The following is a 16,806-nucleotide window of genomic DNA, read 5'->3' on the forward strand; positions in this document are numbered from 1 at the left end:
TTATATGCTGCGTCCTTGGCCCGCCTCATCTTTTTACCGCGATGGGCCTATGCGGGTTCCGCTCGCATTGTCGCGTGTGTTGCACCGCATTGCAAAGGCCGGCACACCTTTGAGCACACGACATTGACGGCGCGAACCGGACGAGAAAAGGCCCGAGGGACCTGGCGGCGCCAGGCATTGATATGGCCTCACCGGAACCGCTGGAATCCTCAGTCGGATGCGGCCCCTCATCATGTTCTCAGCAAGGGGTGTGCCGCGCGGCTTGAAATGCTTCGAACGCCGGCGAGCGCGCCGCACAACGCGAACCTTACGGCTCGCAAACCACCAGTGCGTGCAACTCGTCGATATTGAAGGGTTTGGCGAGGATGGCTACGCCGAGTCGGCGCGCCCGTTCAAGTTCGTCGGCGTAGCCCGTCATCAGCGCGATCTTCTGCCCGGGCCAGGCGCTGCGGACCTTCTCCGCGAGGTCGATGCCGTTGAGCCTGCCCGGCATCTGGATGTCGGACAGCACGAGTTCGAACTTCGCGCCAGCGGTCAGCACGTCGAGCGCCTGGTCGGCGGTCGGCTCGTGCCGTACTTTGCAGCCAAAGGTTTCCAGCACGGCGGTGACGCCCGCCGCCACATCTTCGTTGTCTTCCACCAGCAGCACGACGCCCTTTGCAGCCGGTGCCACGTGGTGCGCCTGTTCTACGTCGGGCACCAGCGCCCTCTGCCGCTCGCGATAGCGCGGCAAATAAAGTCTGACCGTCGTCCCGCTGCCCGGCACGCTGTCGATTCTGGCGGTACCGCCCGCCTGTTCGCACATGGCGAGGACCTGGGCCAGGCCGAGGCCGGTGCCCGAGCCGCGCAGCTTGGTGGTGAATAGCGGCTCGAACGCGCGACGGGCGACCGTTTCAGGCATGCCTTCGCCGTCGTCGGAGCAGGCTATCAACACGTACTCGCCGTCGGGCAGCAAGGTGTCGCTGCCCACCAGACGGTTGTTCTGGCAACGAATCACGAAGCGGCCGCCGCGCGGCATCGCGTCACGCGCGTTGACCGCCAGATTCATGATCGCGAATTCAAGGTCGATTGGATCGGCCAGCACCTGCCAGACGTTGTCGACCATGTTCAAGGCCATTTCGACGTTGTCGCCGAGCGCCGCATCGATCAGCGGTGCGGCGCTCGGCAACCAGGTGGCCAGGTTGACGGGTTCCTGCTTGAGCGGCTGCTTTTTCGCCACGCTCAGCAGTTGCCGCGTCAGCGATTCCGCCGTGGCGGTGGCGCGCTCGATGGCCTGTACTTCCTTTTCAAGGTTGTTGTAGCGCTTCAGGCGCGCCAGTTCGGTGTTGGCCGACACCACCATCAGCAGATTGTTGAAGTCGTGTGCGACGTTGGCGACGAGGTTGCCGAGCGCGCCCATGCGCTGCAATTGCCGGCTCGACGCCTCCGCGGAAAGACGCATGGCCACTTCGCCCTGCCAGCGTTCCCATGCGCGGCGTTCGCCGGCCAGCTGGCGCAACGAGAAAAACACCAGCAGCCAGATCGCCACGCAGGGCACAGCCGTGATCGCCACGATCAACATGAAATGCTGACGCCACGCCGCGCCGATCGCGGAAGTGTCATACGCGCTCATCACATAGAGCGGGTAGTCGCCGACGCGGCGAAACGCCAGCAACCGTTCGACGCCGTCGACCGTGGAAGTCAAGCGGATGTGACCGAATAGCTGCTTGTCGCGCAGCGCCGCGGTGAACGCGCTCTCCTGGGTCGGTTTGGCGCCCGCTGGCCACGCCGGATAACGCACCAGCAGACTGCCGTCCTGGCGGTACAGTCCCAACGACAGCGACGTATCGCCGTTCGTCAACTCACGGTAGAAGCGAGAAAAGTACTCGGTGCGCAGCGCCACGGACACGACACCGAGAAATTGTCCGTTTTCGCCTGAGCGGCCGGTTGCGGTGTTGAACACATTGGTCTGCGACACCGGCCCGAACATGGGCAGAGAAAAATACGGCTGCGGCCGCATCGCCTTGGCAGCGGTGAAGTCTTCACGTTGACTGGTCGACATGGCCGGCGCCGGATAAGCACGACTCGACGCCAGCAAATCGCCGTTCACGCCAAGCACGTAAATCGACGCGACCTGCGGAAAGTCGCCGCCGATTTGCCGCAAACGGTCATGCAATCCGCTTTCCTGCGCGCGAATCTGTGCGTCATTGTCATTGCCGAGCAGGTCGACGATGCGCGAGGACACCTGCTGATTGAGGTCCAGTACCTTGACGGCCTGTTCTTCGATCACGCGCGCGAGCCGGTCGATCATGTCATTCGAATCGGCAATCCGGCGTTGGTAATCGAAATAGCCATACCCGGTGAGGCAGGCCAGGGGAAACACAATCGAGACAGCGAGCACGATCAGAAGCACCCGCCGCGTTGCCGCGAAATTACGCGACGGCATGGGGAAATCGACTGCGGCACGCTCCGCACGTTGCACTGTCACGATCTCCATGAAAGATATAAATAAAGTTCAGGATGGCGGTGCACAAGATGCCCCGCATTGTTCGAGCGCTATTTCCTTTACCGGAATTTACCGCACTTCCGTCGTTCTCCATAGCGCGGCGAGCGACGAAAACGCCACACGTATAGCAGCGTGCATGCTGGCACATGGTTTGCTGCACAAAGGCGTCCGACAATGTGTCGTACCGCGCTGTCCGTTTTCGCATTGCAGCACGGCGCAATGTGCACTGCGGTGCGCTGCGAATGCCGCGTTCTTCCATGCGCGGCGCACCGTCGGCAATGCCCTGTCACTGCCACATCGACGGTGGCACGCTGAAATTCTGAATTGCCGGCTACCCACCGACCTTCCGCGAGGAACCGACCATGGCAACACCCGCCCGCCGCGTCGCCCAGCTATCGCAACTGCGAGCGGACAGCGCTGAACGCATCGTGGTGGATGGCGAAAACATTCTGCTGGTGCGCGATGGCGATACGGTGCGCGCCTATGCCGCGGATTGTCCGCATGCCGGCGGTCCGCTGGAAAAGGGCGCGCTATGCAATGGCCGGATCATCTGTCCGTGGCACAAAGCGACGTTCGACGTTGCCACCGGCAACGTGCTCGAACCACCCGCGCTGGTCGCGCTCACCCGTTATCCGGTCGTGGTCAGCGGCGACGACGTGATGGTCACGCCGGAGAAAATGCCGCAGCCCGTGCACAACGCATCCGTTCGACACCCGCACTACGTCGTGATCGGCGCGGGCGCAGCGGGTGCCGCGGCTTGCGCAGCGTTGCGGCAATGCGGCTTTGGCGGCCGTATCACGCTGGTCGGAGAAGAGCCGCAGGCACCCTACGATCGCACCGTCCTCAGCAAATTTGTGCCGTCCGGCGAGATGGCGCCAGACGATGTGCCGCCCCTCCTTGCACCGGATTGGCTCGAGGGGCACGACGTGGAACGTATCGTCACAAAGGTCGCGCGGCTCGATGTGCCCAGGCGCACGATCCATTTCGAAAGCGGCGGCGAACTGGTGTACGACACCGCGCTGCTTGCCACCGGCAGCGTGCCGAAGATCCCATCCATTCCTGGCCGTGAGTTCGGCGGCGTGCACGTGCTGCGCAATCTGGACGACGCAGCCGCGCTCGTCGATGCAATCGGCGAGGCAGCGAAGAACGCGCAGATCGCCATTCTCGGCAGCAGCTTCATCGGCCTGGAAACGGCTTCGTCGCTGCGCCAGCGCGGCACGCAAGTGACGGTTATTTCGCCGGAAAAAATACCGTTCGCCAAACAGTTCGGCGAGCGCGCGGGCACCATGTTTCGCGAACTGCACGAACGCAACGGGGTGGTGTTCCGCCTCGAAACAAAAGTCGCCTCACTGGAAGGCGAGGAAGGCAACGTGCATGAGGTGATGCTCGCAAGCGGCGAGCATGTCGCCGCCGATCTCGTGCTGCTGGGCACAGGTGTTGCACCGGCTACCGGTTTCGTCGAAGGATTGCCGCTGCAAAAAGACGGCGGTGTGATCGTCAACGCGGGCATGCAGGCCGCGCCCGGACTTTACGCAGCCGGCGATCTCGCCGTCTTTCCGCTGCACGAGAATCAGGAACCCGTGCGCATCGAGCATTGGCGCGTCGCGCAGCAACATGCGCGCATCGCCGCCGAAAACATGTGCGGCGCGCGCCATCGCTATGCCGGCGTGCCGTATTTCTGGACCTATCACTTCGGCAAGCGCTTCGAATATCTCGGCCATGCGAGCGAGTGGGACGACATCGTGATCGACGGCGAACTCGATCGCCAGCAATTCGTTGCGCTGTATGTGAAGGACGACAAGGTGGCCGCAGTGCTCGCCTGCGAACGCGAAGCGCAAACCGCGCGTTTAATCGACGCCATGGGTCGCGGGTTGTCCCTGGCGCAAGCGCTGGAGATCGTCAAAGGCGATTAGTTGGCATTGCGCGAACCAGCACGCAACGACATGCGCAGGCAGGAAACATCCAAGTCGGCCCGCGCGTTTATCCGCATTCACTCAAAGGAGAAATTGCCATGACAGACCACAAAGAAAAACATCCGCACGCCAACAAGACTGAGAAGCAGATCGACAAGGAGGTCGAAGACAGCTTCCCCGCGAGCGATCCGCCCTCCACCGGCGGCACGACGAAGATCGTTCCTGATACGCATGGCGGGTCGAAAGAAAAATCGTCGACCGGCAAACCGCCGAGCCACTAATTCTTGTCCACGTTTCAAACATCGCCCGGCGTCTTTTGCGCCGGGCGATTTTCATTATCGATACATCGCGCCCAAGGCACGCGGGTCGTGGAGTGCCTTCATCGGGTTCGTTGCTGCCTCTGCTTTTCTTTTGCGACGGCCCGCGGAACGACGCCCCTTCGCACCTTCACTTTTTCGGCGCGTCGGTCACTGGCCCACTTTCTATCGGGGGCGCTTCCTTCTCGATTTCGTCTCGCGCCTGTTCCCAATACTCGTCAGGCGTCCCCTTCGGATCGCCGGCCTGCTGCCAGAGGTAATAGGCGCGTGTGCGAATCTGCTCTTCTTGAGAAGAGTCGGGAGACGTTTGTTCCTGTTCCATTTCAGCACCCTCAGTTGGACCCGGTCGAGACCGGCACCGGCGACCTTGCGCGTTTGTCGCGGGATGCGGCAAACGGTGGCTATCCGGAATCGAGCAAGCGCTATACCTAGCGGCTAGCGCTTGCGCCAGGTCCTCAGCTCGTCACGTTGCCGCGGGGTGTTCGCTTTCGTCAGTGGTAAGTTGTTCTTCCAGGCGATCGAACACGCGTTGCGTCGCGCGGCTCGGCGCGTCCAGTGCGAACAGCAGCAATGAACGGCCGGTGACCTGATACGCGTCGCCGGCGCTGAATTGCGGCAACTCGGCACGCACCGGCATGTTCGTATCCAGCAGACAAGTCCACTGATCGCCCTCGGGAATGTCGGGCAGCGTGAAATTGACCACGTCGTGATGAGCATTCAGTACCAGCAGCAAAGTCGCATCGGACGCGGGACGTCGAATGCCGCTCGCCTGAGCGCGTCCGTCGATCACGAGCCCGAAGCAGCGCATCGACGGATCGTCCCACTGGTCCTGCGAAAGATCGGTACCGTCTGGAGAAAGCCAACGCGCGTCGGTCACGTCGAGCGCCTCGTTATATTCGCCGGCGAGAAAGCGCCCGCGACGCAGCACCGGCAGACGATGGCGCAGCGTGGTCAGATTCTTGACGAACTCGGTCAGCGCGCGGCCATCGTCGTCGATGCCCTCCCAATCGACCCAACTGATTGCGTTGTCCTGGCAATACGCATTGTTATTGCCCTTCTGCGTGCGGCCGAATTCGTCGCCCGCGAGGATCATCGGCGTGCCTTGCGAGAGCAGCAGCGTGGCCATCAGATTGCGTTTCTGGCGCTCGCGCTGCTGCCGGATTTCGGGGTCGTCGGTTGGGCCTTCCACGCCCATGTTCCATGACTTGTTGTCCGAATGCCCGTCATTGTTGTCTTCGCCGTTGGCCTCGTTGTGCTTGTCGTTATACGAGACCAGATCGTTGAGCGTGAAGCCGTCGTGCGCGGCGATGAAGTTGACGCTCGCCCACGGACGGCGCCCGCGATGGTTGAACTTGTCGCCCGAACCGGTCAGGCGTTTGGCGAGATCGGCGACCTCGCCTTCGTCGCCCTTCCAGTAGCCGCGCACGGTATCGCGAAAGCGATCATTCCATTCTGCCCAGCCGGGTGGAAAACCGCCCACCTGATAACCGCCGGGGCCGCAGTCCCACGGTTCGGCGACGAGCCGCACGGCGGAAAGCACAGGGTCCTGCCGGCAACTGTCGAGGAACCCGCCGCCTTCGTCGAACCCGTGCGTTTCACGGCCAAGAATCGTGGCGAGGTCGAAACGGAACCCATCGACCTTCATCTCCGTCACCCAGTAGCGCAGGCTGTCGGTCACCATTTGCAACACGCGCGGATGGGACAGATTGAGCGTGTTGCCGGTGCCGGTATCGTTGATGTAATAGCGAGGCTCGTCCGGCATCAGGCGATAGTAGGACGCGTTGTCGATACCTTTGAAGGAAATCGTCGGACCCCGCTCGTTGCCTTCGGCGGTGTGGTTGTAGACCACGTCGAGAATGACTTCGAGGTTGGCGTTATGAAAGCGGTCCACCATTTCCTTGAATTCGCCGACCGGGTCGATCGACGAGGCAAAGAAACGCGGATCAGCCGCGAAGAAGCCGATCGTGTTGTAGCCCCAGTAATTGGTGAGACCTTTGTCGAGCAGATGGCTGTCGTTGACGAAGGTTTGAATCGGCATCAATTCGACCGACGTGACGCCAAGACCCTTGATGTAATCGAGCACGACTTGCTGGCCGAGCCCGGCGAAGGTGCCGCGCAGATTTTCCGGTACGTCGGGATGACGTTTGGTAAAACCGCGTACATGAGTCTCATAGAAGATCGCGCGCTCCCAGGGCAGCGCATTGCGTTCTGGATGACTCCACGAAAAGTTGGCGTCGACCACCTTGCACTTCGGCACGAAAGGGGCGCTATCGCGCTCGTCGAATGAAAGGTCGCCCTCTTCCGAATCGAGCGTATAGCCGAAGATTTCCGGCGCCCATTTGAGCTCGCCGATATGGGCTTTGGCGTAGGGATCGAGCAGAAGCTTGTTGGGATTGAAGCGATGTCCTTTTTCGGGTTCATAGGGACCGTGGACGCGATAGCCGTAGACCGCACCGGGTTTGAGATTCGGCACGAACACGTGCCAGACCTCGTCGGTGTACTCCGGCAGTTCGATACGTTCGATTTCCGTCTCGCCGGTTTCATCGAACAGACAGAGTTCGACCCTCGTTGCATGCGCTGAAAACAGTGCGAAGTTGACACCGCTTCCGTTCCACGTCGCACCGAGCGGGAAAGGCGTGCCTTCCGCGATGCGCGTCGAGTAGCTGGCCTGGGATGACATAGGAATTCCTGTGGAGGCTGAGGCGCGGGCGCGCGTGCTTTAGTGTACAAGCCCGCTGAAATAGCAAATTTCGGACCCGAACGTTTGTTTTTTTCGAGGCACAACTCTTGCAGCCGGCAAGATGAAAGACTCAATATGGCTCCCGCCATATGCGCCGAAACCAGACAACAGGGAGATCAGTCACCATGCGAACCATGTCAACCAGGCCGCTCGTTGCTGCAGCGCTACTCCTCGGCACGCTGGCGGCCAGCAATACCGCCTGTGCCCAGGGTGCTCCTCAGGCCATCACGGAAAAACGCACGGACGTCGTCCAGCTGGCGAGCGGCTATCGAGCGTCGAAGCTGCGCGGTGCGGACGTTTACAACAAAAACAAAGACACTATTGGCACACTGGACGATCTGATCGTCTCGCCGAGCGCGGACCGCAGCACGTACGCGATTCTGTCGGTCGGCGGCTTCCTTGGCATGGGCAAACATCTCGTTGCCGTGCCATTCACCGATTTGCAAATCGACAACCGCCGCGTCGTTCTGCCCGAGGCGACGAAAAAGTCGCTGGAAGCCCAGCCTGAATTCAAGTACGCCCCAGACTAAAGCGCCTGTCGTTGCCGGTAGCAGCATCGGCCTGCTACGGCAGATGGGTTAAGGCATCGGGCATGACGCATGTGTGGTCATACGCCATGGATGATGCACTTTGCGCTAAGGCGGCCCGATCGCATGCAGCGCGGCGGCCGATTCGAGCACGCGCAGAAGCCGCTCCGGCGTCAGGGGTTTGGCACAATGCGCGTCGAACCCGGCCGCCTTGGCACGCGCCCGGTCTTCGCGCGAAGCAAAGGCGGTACAGGCCACCAGCAGCATGTCTGAAGTTAACGGGTCGGCCCGCAGGCGGCGAGCAAGCTCAAGGCCATCGAGGCCGGGCATCTTGATGTCGAGCACAACGGCGAACGGCTGCCACTCACAGGCCATATCGCAGACGGCTAACGGATCTTCCAGCGCGCGGCACTCGAAACCGTCTGCATTCAGGAGCATCTGCAAAGCTTCGGCCGCTTCCCGGTAATCGTCGACCACGAGCACGCGACGGTTTGATGCCATCGCATACTGGATAGTCCGCCAGACTACGACGTCGTCGTTCTCGTCCATTCTGTCGTCGAACGTCACCCTATTCTCCTTGGCTTCTTCCTGGTGCCGATTCTGGGCACCGAGGAACACGCGCGCAAGATTCGCTCCCGCCGAGCAGCGAGCGCTGACTGCTCGCCGAGCCTTGGCCTCGTTTTTCGCCACAGTGCCCGGGATGCGCCGTCACGCGCACTACCTCATCACCATAACTCACTGGGCGGACCGCCGCTTCCAGATTTATGCTCTCTTGACTCGTCGCTATACATCGTGCGCAAGCACGGGATGTTGCGTTGAAATATGGATGAAACGCACTTCCGTCGTGCGTGCTGCCCTTGCTGCGTGCATTACGCATAACTTCGTATTCACGTCGGCATCATCGGCCGTTGTATACGAGCGAATATAGTCGCGGCGAGTTGGGGAAAACACGCAGGCTTCGGCTTATGGCCAATACCCAAATTTTGAAAAACGCGACACCGCGCTATGGAATCCTGCCTGCGGGTTATCCCGCGCGGTCGTCGATGAAGCCCTTTAACATGGCGAGCGTATCAGCGTCGTCGATATGTTTGTCCGTGCGCCAGCGCAGCATGCGCGGAAACCGTACCGCGACACCGGACTTATGACGCGGGCTCGCCTGAATCCCCTCGAAGCCGATTTCGAATACAAGCGTCGGCGTGACGCTGCGCACCGGTCCGAACTTATCGATCGTGGTCTTACGCACGATTGCGTCCACCTGGCGCATTTCCTCGTCCGTAAGTCCGGAATAAGCCTTGGCGAACGGTACGAGCGTGCGCACCCCGTTGGCCTCGTCCCAGACGGCGAAGGTGAAATCGGTGTACAGGCTCGCACGCCGGCCATGACCGCGTTGGGCATAGACCAGCACCGCATCCACCGCATACGGATCGATCTTCCACTTCCACCACGTGCCGGAAGCTTTGGTGCGGCCCACCCCGTACATCGACTCGCTTTCTTTCACCATCAGGCCTTCCACGCCGCGTGCCCGGCTCTCCTCACGCAGCCTCGCAAGCGTCTGCCAATCCGGCGCGGAGATCACCGGCGACACGCGCAAGAGATCGCGTGCAAGGGTCCCGTCGACCGACGCGGCCAGCGCGTCGAGTTGCGCACGCCGCTCTGCCAGCGGGGTCATGCGCAGATCCTTGCCGTGCGCTTCGAGCAGATCGTAGGCGAGCAGCGTGGCGGGCGAATCCGCGAGGATTTTTTTGGTCAAGGTTTTGCGGGCGATTCGTGGTTGCAGCCGCGCGAACGGCAACGGCGCTGGGGCGCCCGGCTCCCACGCGAGAATTTCGCCGTCGATCACGAAGCCGTCGGACAGCGCTTCACCGAGTGCCGCAACCTCGGGGAAGCGCTCCGTAATCAGATCCTCGCCGCGTGACCACAGCCACACACGCCCGTCGCGTTTCACCAATTGCGCGCGAATGCCGTCCCATTTCCACTCGATCTGCCAATTCGACGGCTCGCCGAGCGTTGCTGGATCGGCCTGCAAGGGATGGGCGAGAAAGAACGGATAAGGTAAGCCGCGATCGCTGTCATGGGTTTGCTGGGTGGATTGCGCATCTTCACCGCCTGGCTCGGGCGCGATCAAACGCAGATACCGCGCCGCATCCGGCTTCTGTTGCGAGTCGGTCCAGCCGATCATGCGCTGCGCGATCCGCTTATGATCGACACCCGCTACTGACGCCAATGCCCGCACCACCAGTTGCCGCGCAACGCCAACCCGAAAGCCGCCGCCGATCAGTTTGGTCAGCAGAAAGCGGCCGCCCCAATCGAGTTCGTCCCAATAGCTGAGCAAACGCACCCGCAATTCTGCCGGCGCCAGACCGCGCAGCGGCAGCACGCGTTGCTCGATCCATTGCGTGAGGCCAAGTTCGGTGCTGCGTTGCGCGGGCGGCAGGATATGCGCGATGGTTTCGGCCAGATCGCCGACCGCGTGATACGACTCGTCGAATAACCACTCCGGCAGGCCGGCGCGTTCACGGGCGATTTCGCTCAGGAGGCGCGTCGGCACCGATTGACGCGGCTTGCCGCCGGCGAGAAAGTACGACGCCCATGCGGCGTCCTCAGGATCGGCGGCGGCGAAATAGCGGGTGAGCGCTTCGAGTTTGTCATGCGTGGAGGTCGTCGCGTCGAGCGCGGTATAGAGGGCGGCAAAGCGTTTCATGTCTCGCCCGCTGCGTTGTCGTCGCCGTATTGCGTTTCAAACGCACCCGCCTCGAGGCCTTGTTCGCGCAGCCAACGCACCATCGGCTCGACCGAACCATGCGTAACAATGACGCGTTTAGCCCCGGTCGCCTGAATGGCGGTTTGCAGGCTGGGCCAATCCGCGTGATCCGACAGCACGAAGCCGCGATCCACGCCGCGTCTGCGCCGCGCGCCGCGCAGACGCATCCATCCCGAAGCGAACGCATCGCTATAGTCGCCGAAACGTTTCAGCCACGCGCTGCCTTGCGCCGACGGCGGCGCCACGATCAACGCCTGCCTGAAAACCGCTTTATCTTTCGGGGGTATTTCACTGACGGGGCGCACCGGCGGCAAGCGCACGCCGGCGTCCCGATAGGCTCGATTGAGCGGCTCTACCGCACCATGGCAGAAGATCGGCCCGATCCCCGCATCGACACTTGCCAGTACGCGTTGCGCCTTACCGAACGCATAGCAGAACAGCACCGACGCACGCCCTTCGGCCGCGTTATGACGCCACCATGAATCGACGCCGTCGAATACCGTTTGCGGCGTATCCCACCGATAGATCGGCAAACCAAAGGTCGATTCGGTAACGAAGGTGTCGCAGCGCACCGGCTCGAAGGCGTCGCAGGTTGGATCGGGATCGAGCTTGTAATCGCCGGAGGCGACCCACACGCGGCCCTTGTGCTCGATCCTGACTTGCGACGAACCCAGCACGTGCCCCGCGGGATGGAGCGAAACCGTCGTGCCGCCAATATCGAGCCGTTCGCCGTACGCGAGCGTTTGCAGCGTAATGCCGGCGAGCCGCGAAAGCAGCACGTTCGCGCCCGCCTTCGACGCGAGATAGTGCCGATGGCCAAGGCGCGCGTGGTCGGAATGCGCGTGCGTGATCACGGCGCGCTCAACCGGTTGCCATGGGTCGATGTAGAAATCGCCTGATGGGCAATACAAACCCTCCGGGCGTGCGACCACGAGGTCAGGGTGTTCGGCTTGATCAGTCGCGTGGTTCATTGTGATTTGATAGCTATTCTGCATCGATGCAAAGCAAACTGCGTTCCCGTTGCGACGGCTCATGCATGTCATATGCCTCCCGGGGTGGCTGCGTTCTTGCTTGGGATATAGGGTAAGCGCTAAAACCAGCTGCTTTCCGGTTACGTGTATTACGTGCAACGTGAGGAGCCATGCCAACCATCATCGATGAGCACGCGCTGTATGTCGCGAAACATCCCGGCACCTTTATCCTGCAGACGCTGAAAGCGTTCCGCGCGAACCAGGGCTTGCTGCTCGCGGGGGCGGTCGCTTATTACGCGTTATTGTCGATTGTGCCGCTGATGATTCTGATCGTGATCGTGTTATCACGGCTCGTGCCGCAGCACGTTCTGCTGGCGGCGCTGGCGCATCTGTTGCAGTGGCTGGTGCCGGGGCAATCCACTGCGCTGGTACGTGAACTGGCCAATTTTCTGGCGCATCGCGCGGTGATCGGCTGGGTTCTGTTGCTGACGATGATTTTTTTCAGCTCGCTCGCATTCACGGTGCTCGAGAATGCGATGTCATTGATCTTCGTGCACCGCGTGGTGGTGCGGCGGCGGCATTTTTTGCTCTCCGCACTGCTGCCCTATTGCTACATTCTCTTTCTCGGCATTGGATTGTTGATCGTGACATTTGTATCGAGCGGGTTGGAGGCCGTCGGTGCCGAGGGCATCGATCTGTTCGGTCTTCATGTTTCACTGCAGGGATTGTCACGCGTCGTGTTGTATCTGCTCGGCCTCGCGGGCGAGATTTTCGTGCTGACGTCGATCTATATGGTCATGCCGGTTGGGCGACCGTCCCTCAAACACGCGCTGTTCGGCGGAATTGTGGCCGCCGTGCTGTGGGAGATTACGCGCCATGTGCTGGTCTGGTATTTTGCAACGCTGTCCCAGGTGAGTGTGGTGTATGGATCGCTCACTATGGCGATCGTGATCCTGTTCAGCCTGGAGTGGCTCGCCACCCTGCTCCTGTTCGGCGCGCAGGTGATTTCGCAATACGAACGATTCGGACTCGATCCGGCTGAGGCGCCGCCGCGAGAAATCAAAACGGTGTGAGCCCCTTGCCCCGCAAGATAAGAAAAACGCCCTGCTCTCTCCCTCAGGACCGGCCCGAATGCCAACGCCTCGTGCTTCGTCAAGCGTCTCGTGCGCATGCATGTCGCATGATTAGCGCCTTGCGCGAGCTGCTTGATCCCTCCAATGGAACTCAGCCGGGCCACGCTCGTCGAAGCGAACCGGGTGTGCCGGCAGAACAGATAACGACGTCCTTACACCGCGCAGGCCCGGTCTGGTGACGAGACTGCGGTAACATTCCCCTATGATGCCGGACCCGGCGTATTCGCCGCTGATCTCAACAGGCCAAAGGACTCGACGATGAGCATCAGCCAGGGCAACAATGCAACAATTTCCAGTAGCGGCAAGCGGACCATGATGCTGACGCGGTGCTTTGATTGCGATCAGTGCATATGGCCCGCCCTCGAGCCGATGAGCCGGTAAAGCGATGCAAAGCACGCACCGTCCGTTGCCGTCCTCCGATGCCTTGTTCGAGCATGCCGCCTGCGGCTTGCTCGTGACCACCCCCGATGGCCGGATCCTGCGCGTGAACGCGACCTTCTGCGGCTGGCTCGGCTATAGCGCGGCAGAGCTCGCTGAGACCAGGCACATTCAGGATCTGCTGACCGCCCGCGGCAAAGCCTTCTATGACACGCACTGGGTGCCGTTGCTGCAAATGCAGGATTCGGTGGCCGAGATCAAATTGAACATGGTGCATCGGGACGGCCGCATGGTGCCGATGCTGCTCAATGCCGTGCGCCGCCATCATGGCGAAAGCCGCTACCTCGAAGTGGCCGTGCTGATCGTCGAGGATCGTCACAAGTATGAGCAGGAGCTGCTGCTTGCGCGCCGCAACGCCGAGGCTTCAGTCGCCGCGCATCAACTCGCGCAGAGGGAATTGCAGGAAAGCCGCGACGTGTTGAGCCTCGCCATGCGCGGCGCGCGCATGGGTGCGTGGTCGCACGAGCCGAAATCGGGCAAATTCTGGTGGAGCCGCGAACTGGAAGCGCTCGCGGGCTACGCCGAGGGACGGTTTGCGAAAATGCCCGGTGGCTTTTTCGAACTGATTCATCCCGGCGACCTGATCGCGCTTAACGAGGCGGTCAATCACGCAGTAGCAAGCAGCGACGACTATGTCGCCGAATTCCGCTTCCTGCATGCAAGTGGCGACTGGTGCTGGATGGAAGGCCGCGGCCGCGCCACCTACAACCCCCACGGCGAACCGCTAACGATCTATGGCCTCGGCATAGACATCACCGAGCGCAAGGACGCGCAAACGGTGCTGCTACGCCAGGCAGCAATTTTCGAGCACCTGAGCGACGCCATTGTCATCACCGACTTGAGAGGCAACATCACCGATTTCAACGCCGGTGGCGAGCGCATGCTCGGTTATCGCCTGCGCGAAATTCTCGGCAAGCCGATCGCGATGTTTCACCCACCGGAAGATGCATTGCGCGTGCGCCGCGAAGTGCTTGCCGCCCTCGCCTCCGACGGCACGTGGCGCAGCGAATTGACTTTCGTGCGGCGCGACGGCACACGCGGCGTCTGTGAAACGGTGGTCAAACCCTTGGCGAACGCGCGAGGCGACACCTACGGCGCAGTCTGCGTGAGTCGCGACATCACCGGGCGCAGGCGGGCCGAACAGCAATTGCAGCGTCTGAATCTTGAACTCTCAAAGGCCGATCGCCGCAAGGACGAATTTCTCGCCACGCTCGCGCATGAACTGCGCAATCCGCTCGCGCCAATGCGCAATGTGCTCGAAATCCTGCGTCTGAAGGAATTCGCCGACTCGCAACTGAGCTGGTCTCGCGACGTGTTCGACCGGCAACTGCAACACATGACGCATCTGGTCGACGATCTGCTGGAAGTCTCGCGCATCACACAGGGCAAGCTCGAATTGCGCAAGCAGCGGCTCGAACTCGCGCGCGCGATGCAGTCCGCCATGGAGGCGGCGCAACCCACCGTGCAGGCGTCGGCGCATCATCTGAGCGTGACGTTGCCGCGCGAGCCGCTCTACCTCGACGCCGACCCCACGCGCCTGTCGCAGATGATCCTGAACCTGCTGAACAACGCCGCCAAGTACACACCGCCCGGCGGCAGCATTTCGCTCGCGGCGGAACGCGAAGGCGATGAAGCCGTGATCGTCGTACACGATTCAGGCATTGGTATTCCGCGCGAGCATCTGGACAGCGTGTTCGAAATGTTCTCGCAACTCGCACCGGCACTGGAGCGCTCACAAGGCGGCCTCGGCATCGGTCTCGCGCTGGTGCGTGGCCTCGCCGAACTTCACGGTGGCACGGTCGCCGCGTTCAGCAGCGGTCCTGGCAGCGGCAGCGAATTCGTGATCCGCCTGCCGTTATCGAAAACCCCCGCGATGCCGTCGAATAGCGCGCCGTCCGAAGTGCTGCACACGGCGGGCTTACGCGTCGTGATCGTCGACGACAATGCGGACGCCGCCGATAGCCTTGCCATGGTGCTCGAGCTCGAAGGCCACGAGGTGCGCACGGCCGGCGACGGCATCGCCGGGCTGCAACTGATCGGCGATTTCATGCCGCAGGCGGTGATTCTCGACATCGGTTTGCCGCGTCTGAACGGCTACGAAGTGGCGCGCCGTATTCGCCACGATCATCACGACGCCGGCATTCTGCTGATCGCCGTCACCGGTTGGGGCCAACAGCAGGACAAGCAAACCGCCGAAGAGGCCGGCTTCGACCATCATTTCACCAAGCCGGTCGATCCGCGCGAATTGCAGCGCGTGTTGAGCCGGCAACGGGATTAAGTACTCAGCTCAACATGCTCACCGACACGACTTCGGCCCTCACCGCCGTCCTGCACGACATACGCTTGCCACGAGCGGAGACTTCACTCCATGCTTGATGAAGCTCAGGTCGTCAGCGCGCTCGCCGTACGCGACATCGTTGCCGATGCAACTCAGCGCGACGCAATTGCGGCGCTCGTCGCGCTATCTGGAGCCAACGCTAACGGGCGACGCGCCAGGTCCGGCATTGCGCTTCCACATCAGGGTGTCTATTGCCACGGCCTGCCGGGCCGCGGCAAAAGTCTGATGGTCGATACGGTGTTCGAACTGGCGAGCTGCCGGAAGCGGCGCCTGCATTTTCACGAATTTCTACGTGAGATGAACCGGCGTCTGGTGAGCGAGCCACGTGGCGACGATCGGCTTGGGTCAGTCTCGAGACAATGGCTCGACGGCGTGGAGCTACTGTGCTTCGACGAATTTCATGTGCACGATATCGCCGACGCATTCCTGTTGGGCCGCTTTCTCGACATTGCGATCAGCCAGGGCACGCGCGTCGTGCTGACCTCTAACTACGCACCCGACGCCCTGCTGTCCGACCCGGAGTTTCACGAGCGTTTCCTGCCGACGATCGAGCAGATCAAACGTTGCTTCACTGTGATTCACTTTGACGGCGCACGCGATTACCGTTTCGGCGGCGAAGAAGCGGTGCTCCCGCATTTTCTCGCGCCGCTCGACGCGGCAACCCGCGACGCGCTCCTGCACATTTTTATGCGCTACGAAGGCAGCGAGACACTGGAGCCCGCCACCGTCAGCGCAGCAGGCCGGCCGCTCGCTGCACGCGCCGCGGGTGCCGCTTTGCTATGGGCGGACTTCGAAAACCTGTGCGTGGCGAGCCGCTCGCACCTTGATTATCTGGACCTGGCCGAGCAATGGCACGGTCTGATTCTCGATCAGGTGCACACCGGGTGGCTTGCGAAGTCCCATACGCTGCAGCGGTTCATATGGCTCGTCGATATCTTCTACGACCGCAAATGCGCGCTGTTCATTGCGTCCGATCAGCCGATCGCAGCGGCGTTAAACGGACTCGAGGGCGCGCACGATCTGTCGAGAACGCTCAGCCGGCTCGCCGAAATGCAATCGCGTGGCTATCGCAGCACGCTCGACGGCACGGCGGACAGGGCTGAAATGACGGCGTCTCAGACGGCCGCCCAGTCGTGACGGCGGCGTGCATTTCTGAACGATAAAGCACTGAGGCCAATAAAAA

Annotated in this window: 12 protein-coding genes; 6 read left to right on the forward strand and 6 right to left on the reverse strand. The window is 61.7% G+C overall.

What is annotated here, in order from left to right:
- Positions 1 to 307: 307 nt before the first annotated feature.
- Entirely contained in the window at positions 308 to 2,461 is a 2,154-nt protein-coding gene (locus PQQ52_RS11890; protein ID WP_408211042.1) for a hybrid sensor histidine kinase/response regulator family protein, read from the reverse strand.
- 386 nt (positions 2,462 to 2,847) lie between these two features.
- Between PQQ52_RS11890 and PQQ52_RS11895 the strand changes: the two genes are divergently transcribed.
- The gene (locus PQQ52_RS11895) at positions 2,848 to 4,398 is read left to right on the forward strand and encodes an FAD-dependent oxidoreductase (RefSeq protein WP_408210810.1); all 1,551 of its coding nucleotides are present in this window, start codon (positions 2,848 to 2,850) and stop codon (positions 4,396 to 4,398) included.
- Positions 4,399 to 4,496: 98 nt separating this feature from the next.
- Complete coding sequence (locus PQQ52_RS11900) at positions 4,497 to 4,679, forward strand: hypothetical protein (protein WP_408210812.1); 183 nt, start codon at positions 4,497 to 4,499, stop codon at positions 4,677 to 4,679.
- A gap of 166 nt (positions 4,680 to 4,845) precedes the next feature.
- On the opposite strand, the gene PQQ52_RS11905 is transcribed toward PQQ52_RS11900, so the two are convergent.
- Entirely contained in the window at positions 4,846 to 5,037 is a 192-nt protein-coding gene (locus PQQ52_RS11905; protein ID WP_408210815.1) for a DUF2934 domain-containing protein, read from the reverse strand.
- Positions 5,038 to 5,178: 141 nt separating this feature from the next.
- Entirely contained in the window at positions 5,179 to 7,395 is a 2,217-nt protein-coding gene (gene glgX / locus PQQ52_RS11910; RefSeq protein WP_408210817.1) for a glycogen debranching protein GlgX, read from the reverse strand.
- Positions 7,396 to 7,580: 185 nt separating this feature from the next.
- Here glgX and PQQ52_RS11915 point away from each other — a divergent pair, with 185 nt between their 5' ends.
- Positions 7,581 to 7,985, forward strand: coding sequence for a PRC-barrel domain-containing protein (locus tag PQQ52_RS11915; RefSeq protein ID WP_408210820.1), 405 nt, complete (start codon positions 7,581 to 7,583; stop codon positions 7,983 to 7,985).
- A 105-nt stretch (positions 7,986 to 8,090) separates the two neighbouring features.
- Here the strand turns inward: PQQ52_RS11915 and PQQ52_RS11920 are convergent, their stop codons facing one another.
- The 3 genes from PQQ52_RS11920 to PQQ52_RS11930 all read right to left on the reverse strand — a co-directional run bounded on the left by PQQ52_RS11920 (position 8,091) and on the right by PQQ52_RS11930 (position 11,714).
- Positions 8,091 to 8,549 (reverse strand): response regulator, encoded by a 459-nt coding sequence (locus tag PQQ52_RS11920; protein WP_408210823.1) that lies wholly within the window; start codon positions 8,547 to 8,549, stop codon positions 8,091 to 8,093.
- Positions 8,550 to 9,006: 457 nt separating this feature from the next.
- Entirely contained in the window at positions 9,007 to 10,683 is a 1,677-nt protein-coding gene (locus PQQ52_RS11925) for an ATP-dependent DNA ligase (RefSeq protein ID WP_408210826.1), read from the reverse strand.
- Positions 10,680 to 11,714 carry a ligase-associated DNA damage response exonuclease gene (locus tag PQQ52_RS11930; RefSeq protein WP_408210829.1) on the reverse strand — a complete coding sequence of 345 codons (1,035 nt, stop codon included), beginning with the start codon at positions 11,712 to 11,714 and terminating at the stop codon, positions 10,680 to 10,682. The genes PQQ52_RS11925 and PQQ52_RS11930 overlap by 4 nt, the downstream gene beginning before the upstream one ends.
- 170 nt (positions 11,715 to 11,884) lie before the next feature.
- On the opposite strand from PQQ52_RS11930, the gene PQQ52_RS11935 reads away from it, so the two are divergent.
- The 3 genes from PQQ52_RS11935 to zapE all read left to right on the forward strand — a co-directional run bounded on the left by PQQ52_RS11935 (position 11,885) and on the right by zapE (position 16,760).
- A complete protein-coding gene (locus tag PQQ52_RS11935) occupies positions 11,885 to 12,787 on the forward strand; it encodes a YihY/virulence factor BrkB family protein (protein WP_408210832.1) in 903 nt (300 codons plus the stop codon).
- A 445-nt stretch (positions 12,788 to 13,232) separates the two neighbouring features.
- Positions 13,233 to 15,563: a hybrid sensor histidine kinase/response regulator gene (locus PQQ52_RS11940; protein ID WP_408210835.1), complete on the forward strand. Its 2,331-nt coding sequence runs from the start codon at positions 13,233 to 13,235 to the stop codon at positions 15,561 to 15,563.
- A gap of 90 nt (positions 15,564 to 15,653) precedes the next feature.
- Complete coding sequence (gene zapE / locus PQQ52_RS11945) at positions 15,654 to 16,760, forward strand: cell division protein ZapE (protein WP_408210838.1); 1,107 nt, start codon at positions 15,654 to 15,656, stop codon at positions 16,758 to 16,760.
- The last annotated feature ends 46 nt before the right edge of the window (positions 16,761 to 16,806 follow it).

The organism is Paraburkholderia sediminicola (assembly GCF_046030555.1).
GTDB classification, from domain to species: domain Bacteria; phylum Pseudomonadota; class Gammaproteobacteria; order Burkholderiales; family Burkholderiaceae; genus Paraburkholderia; species Paraburkholderia sediminicola_E.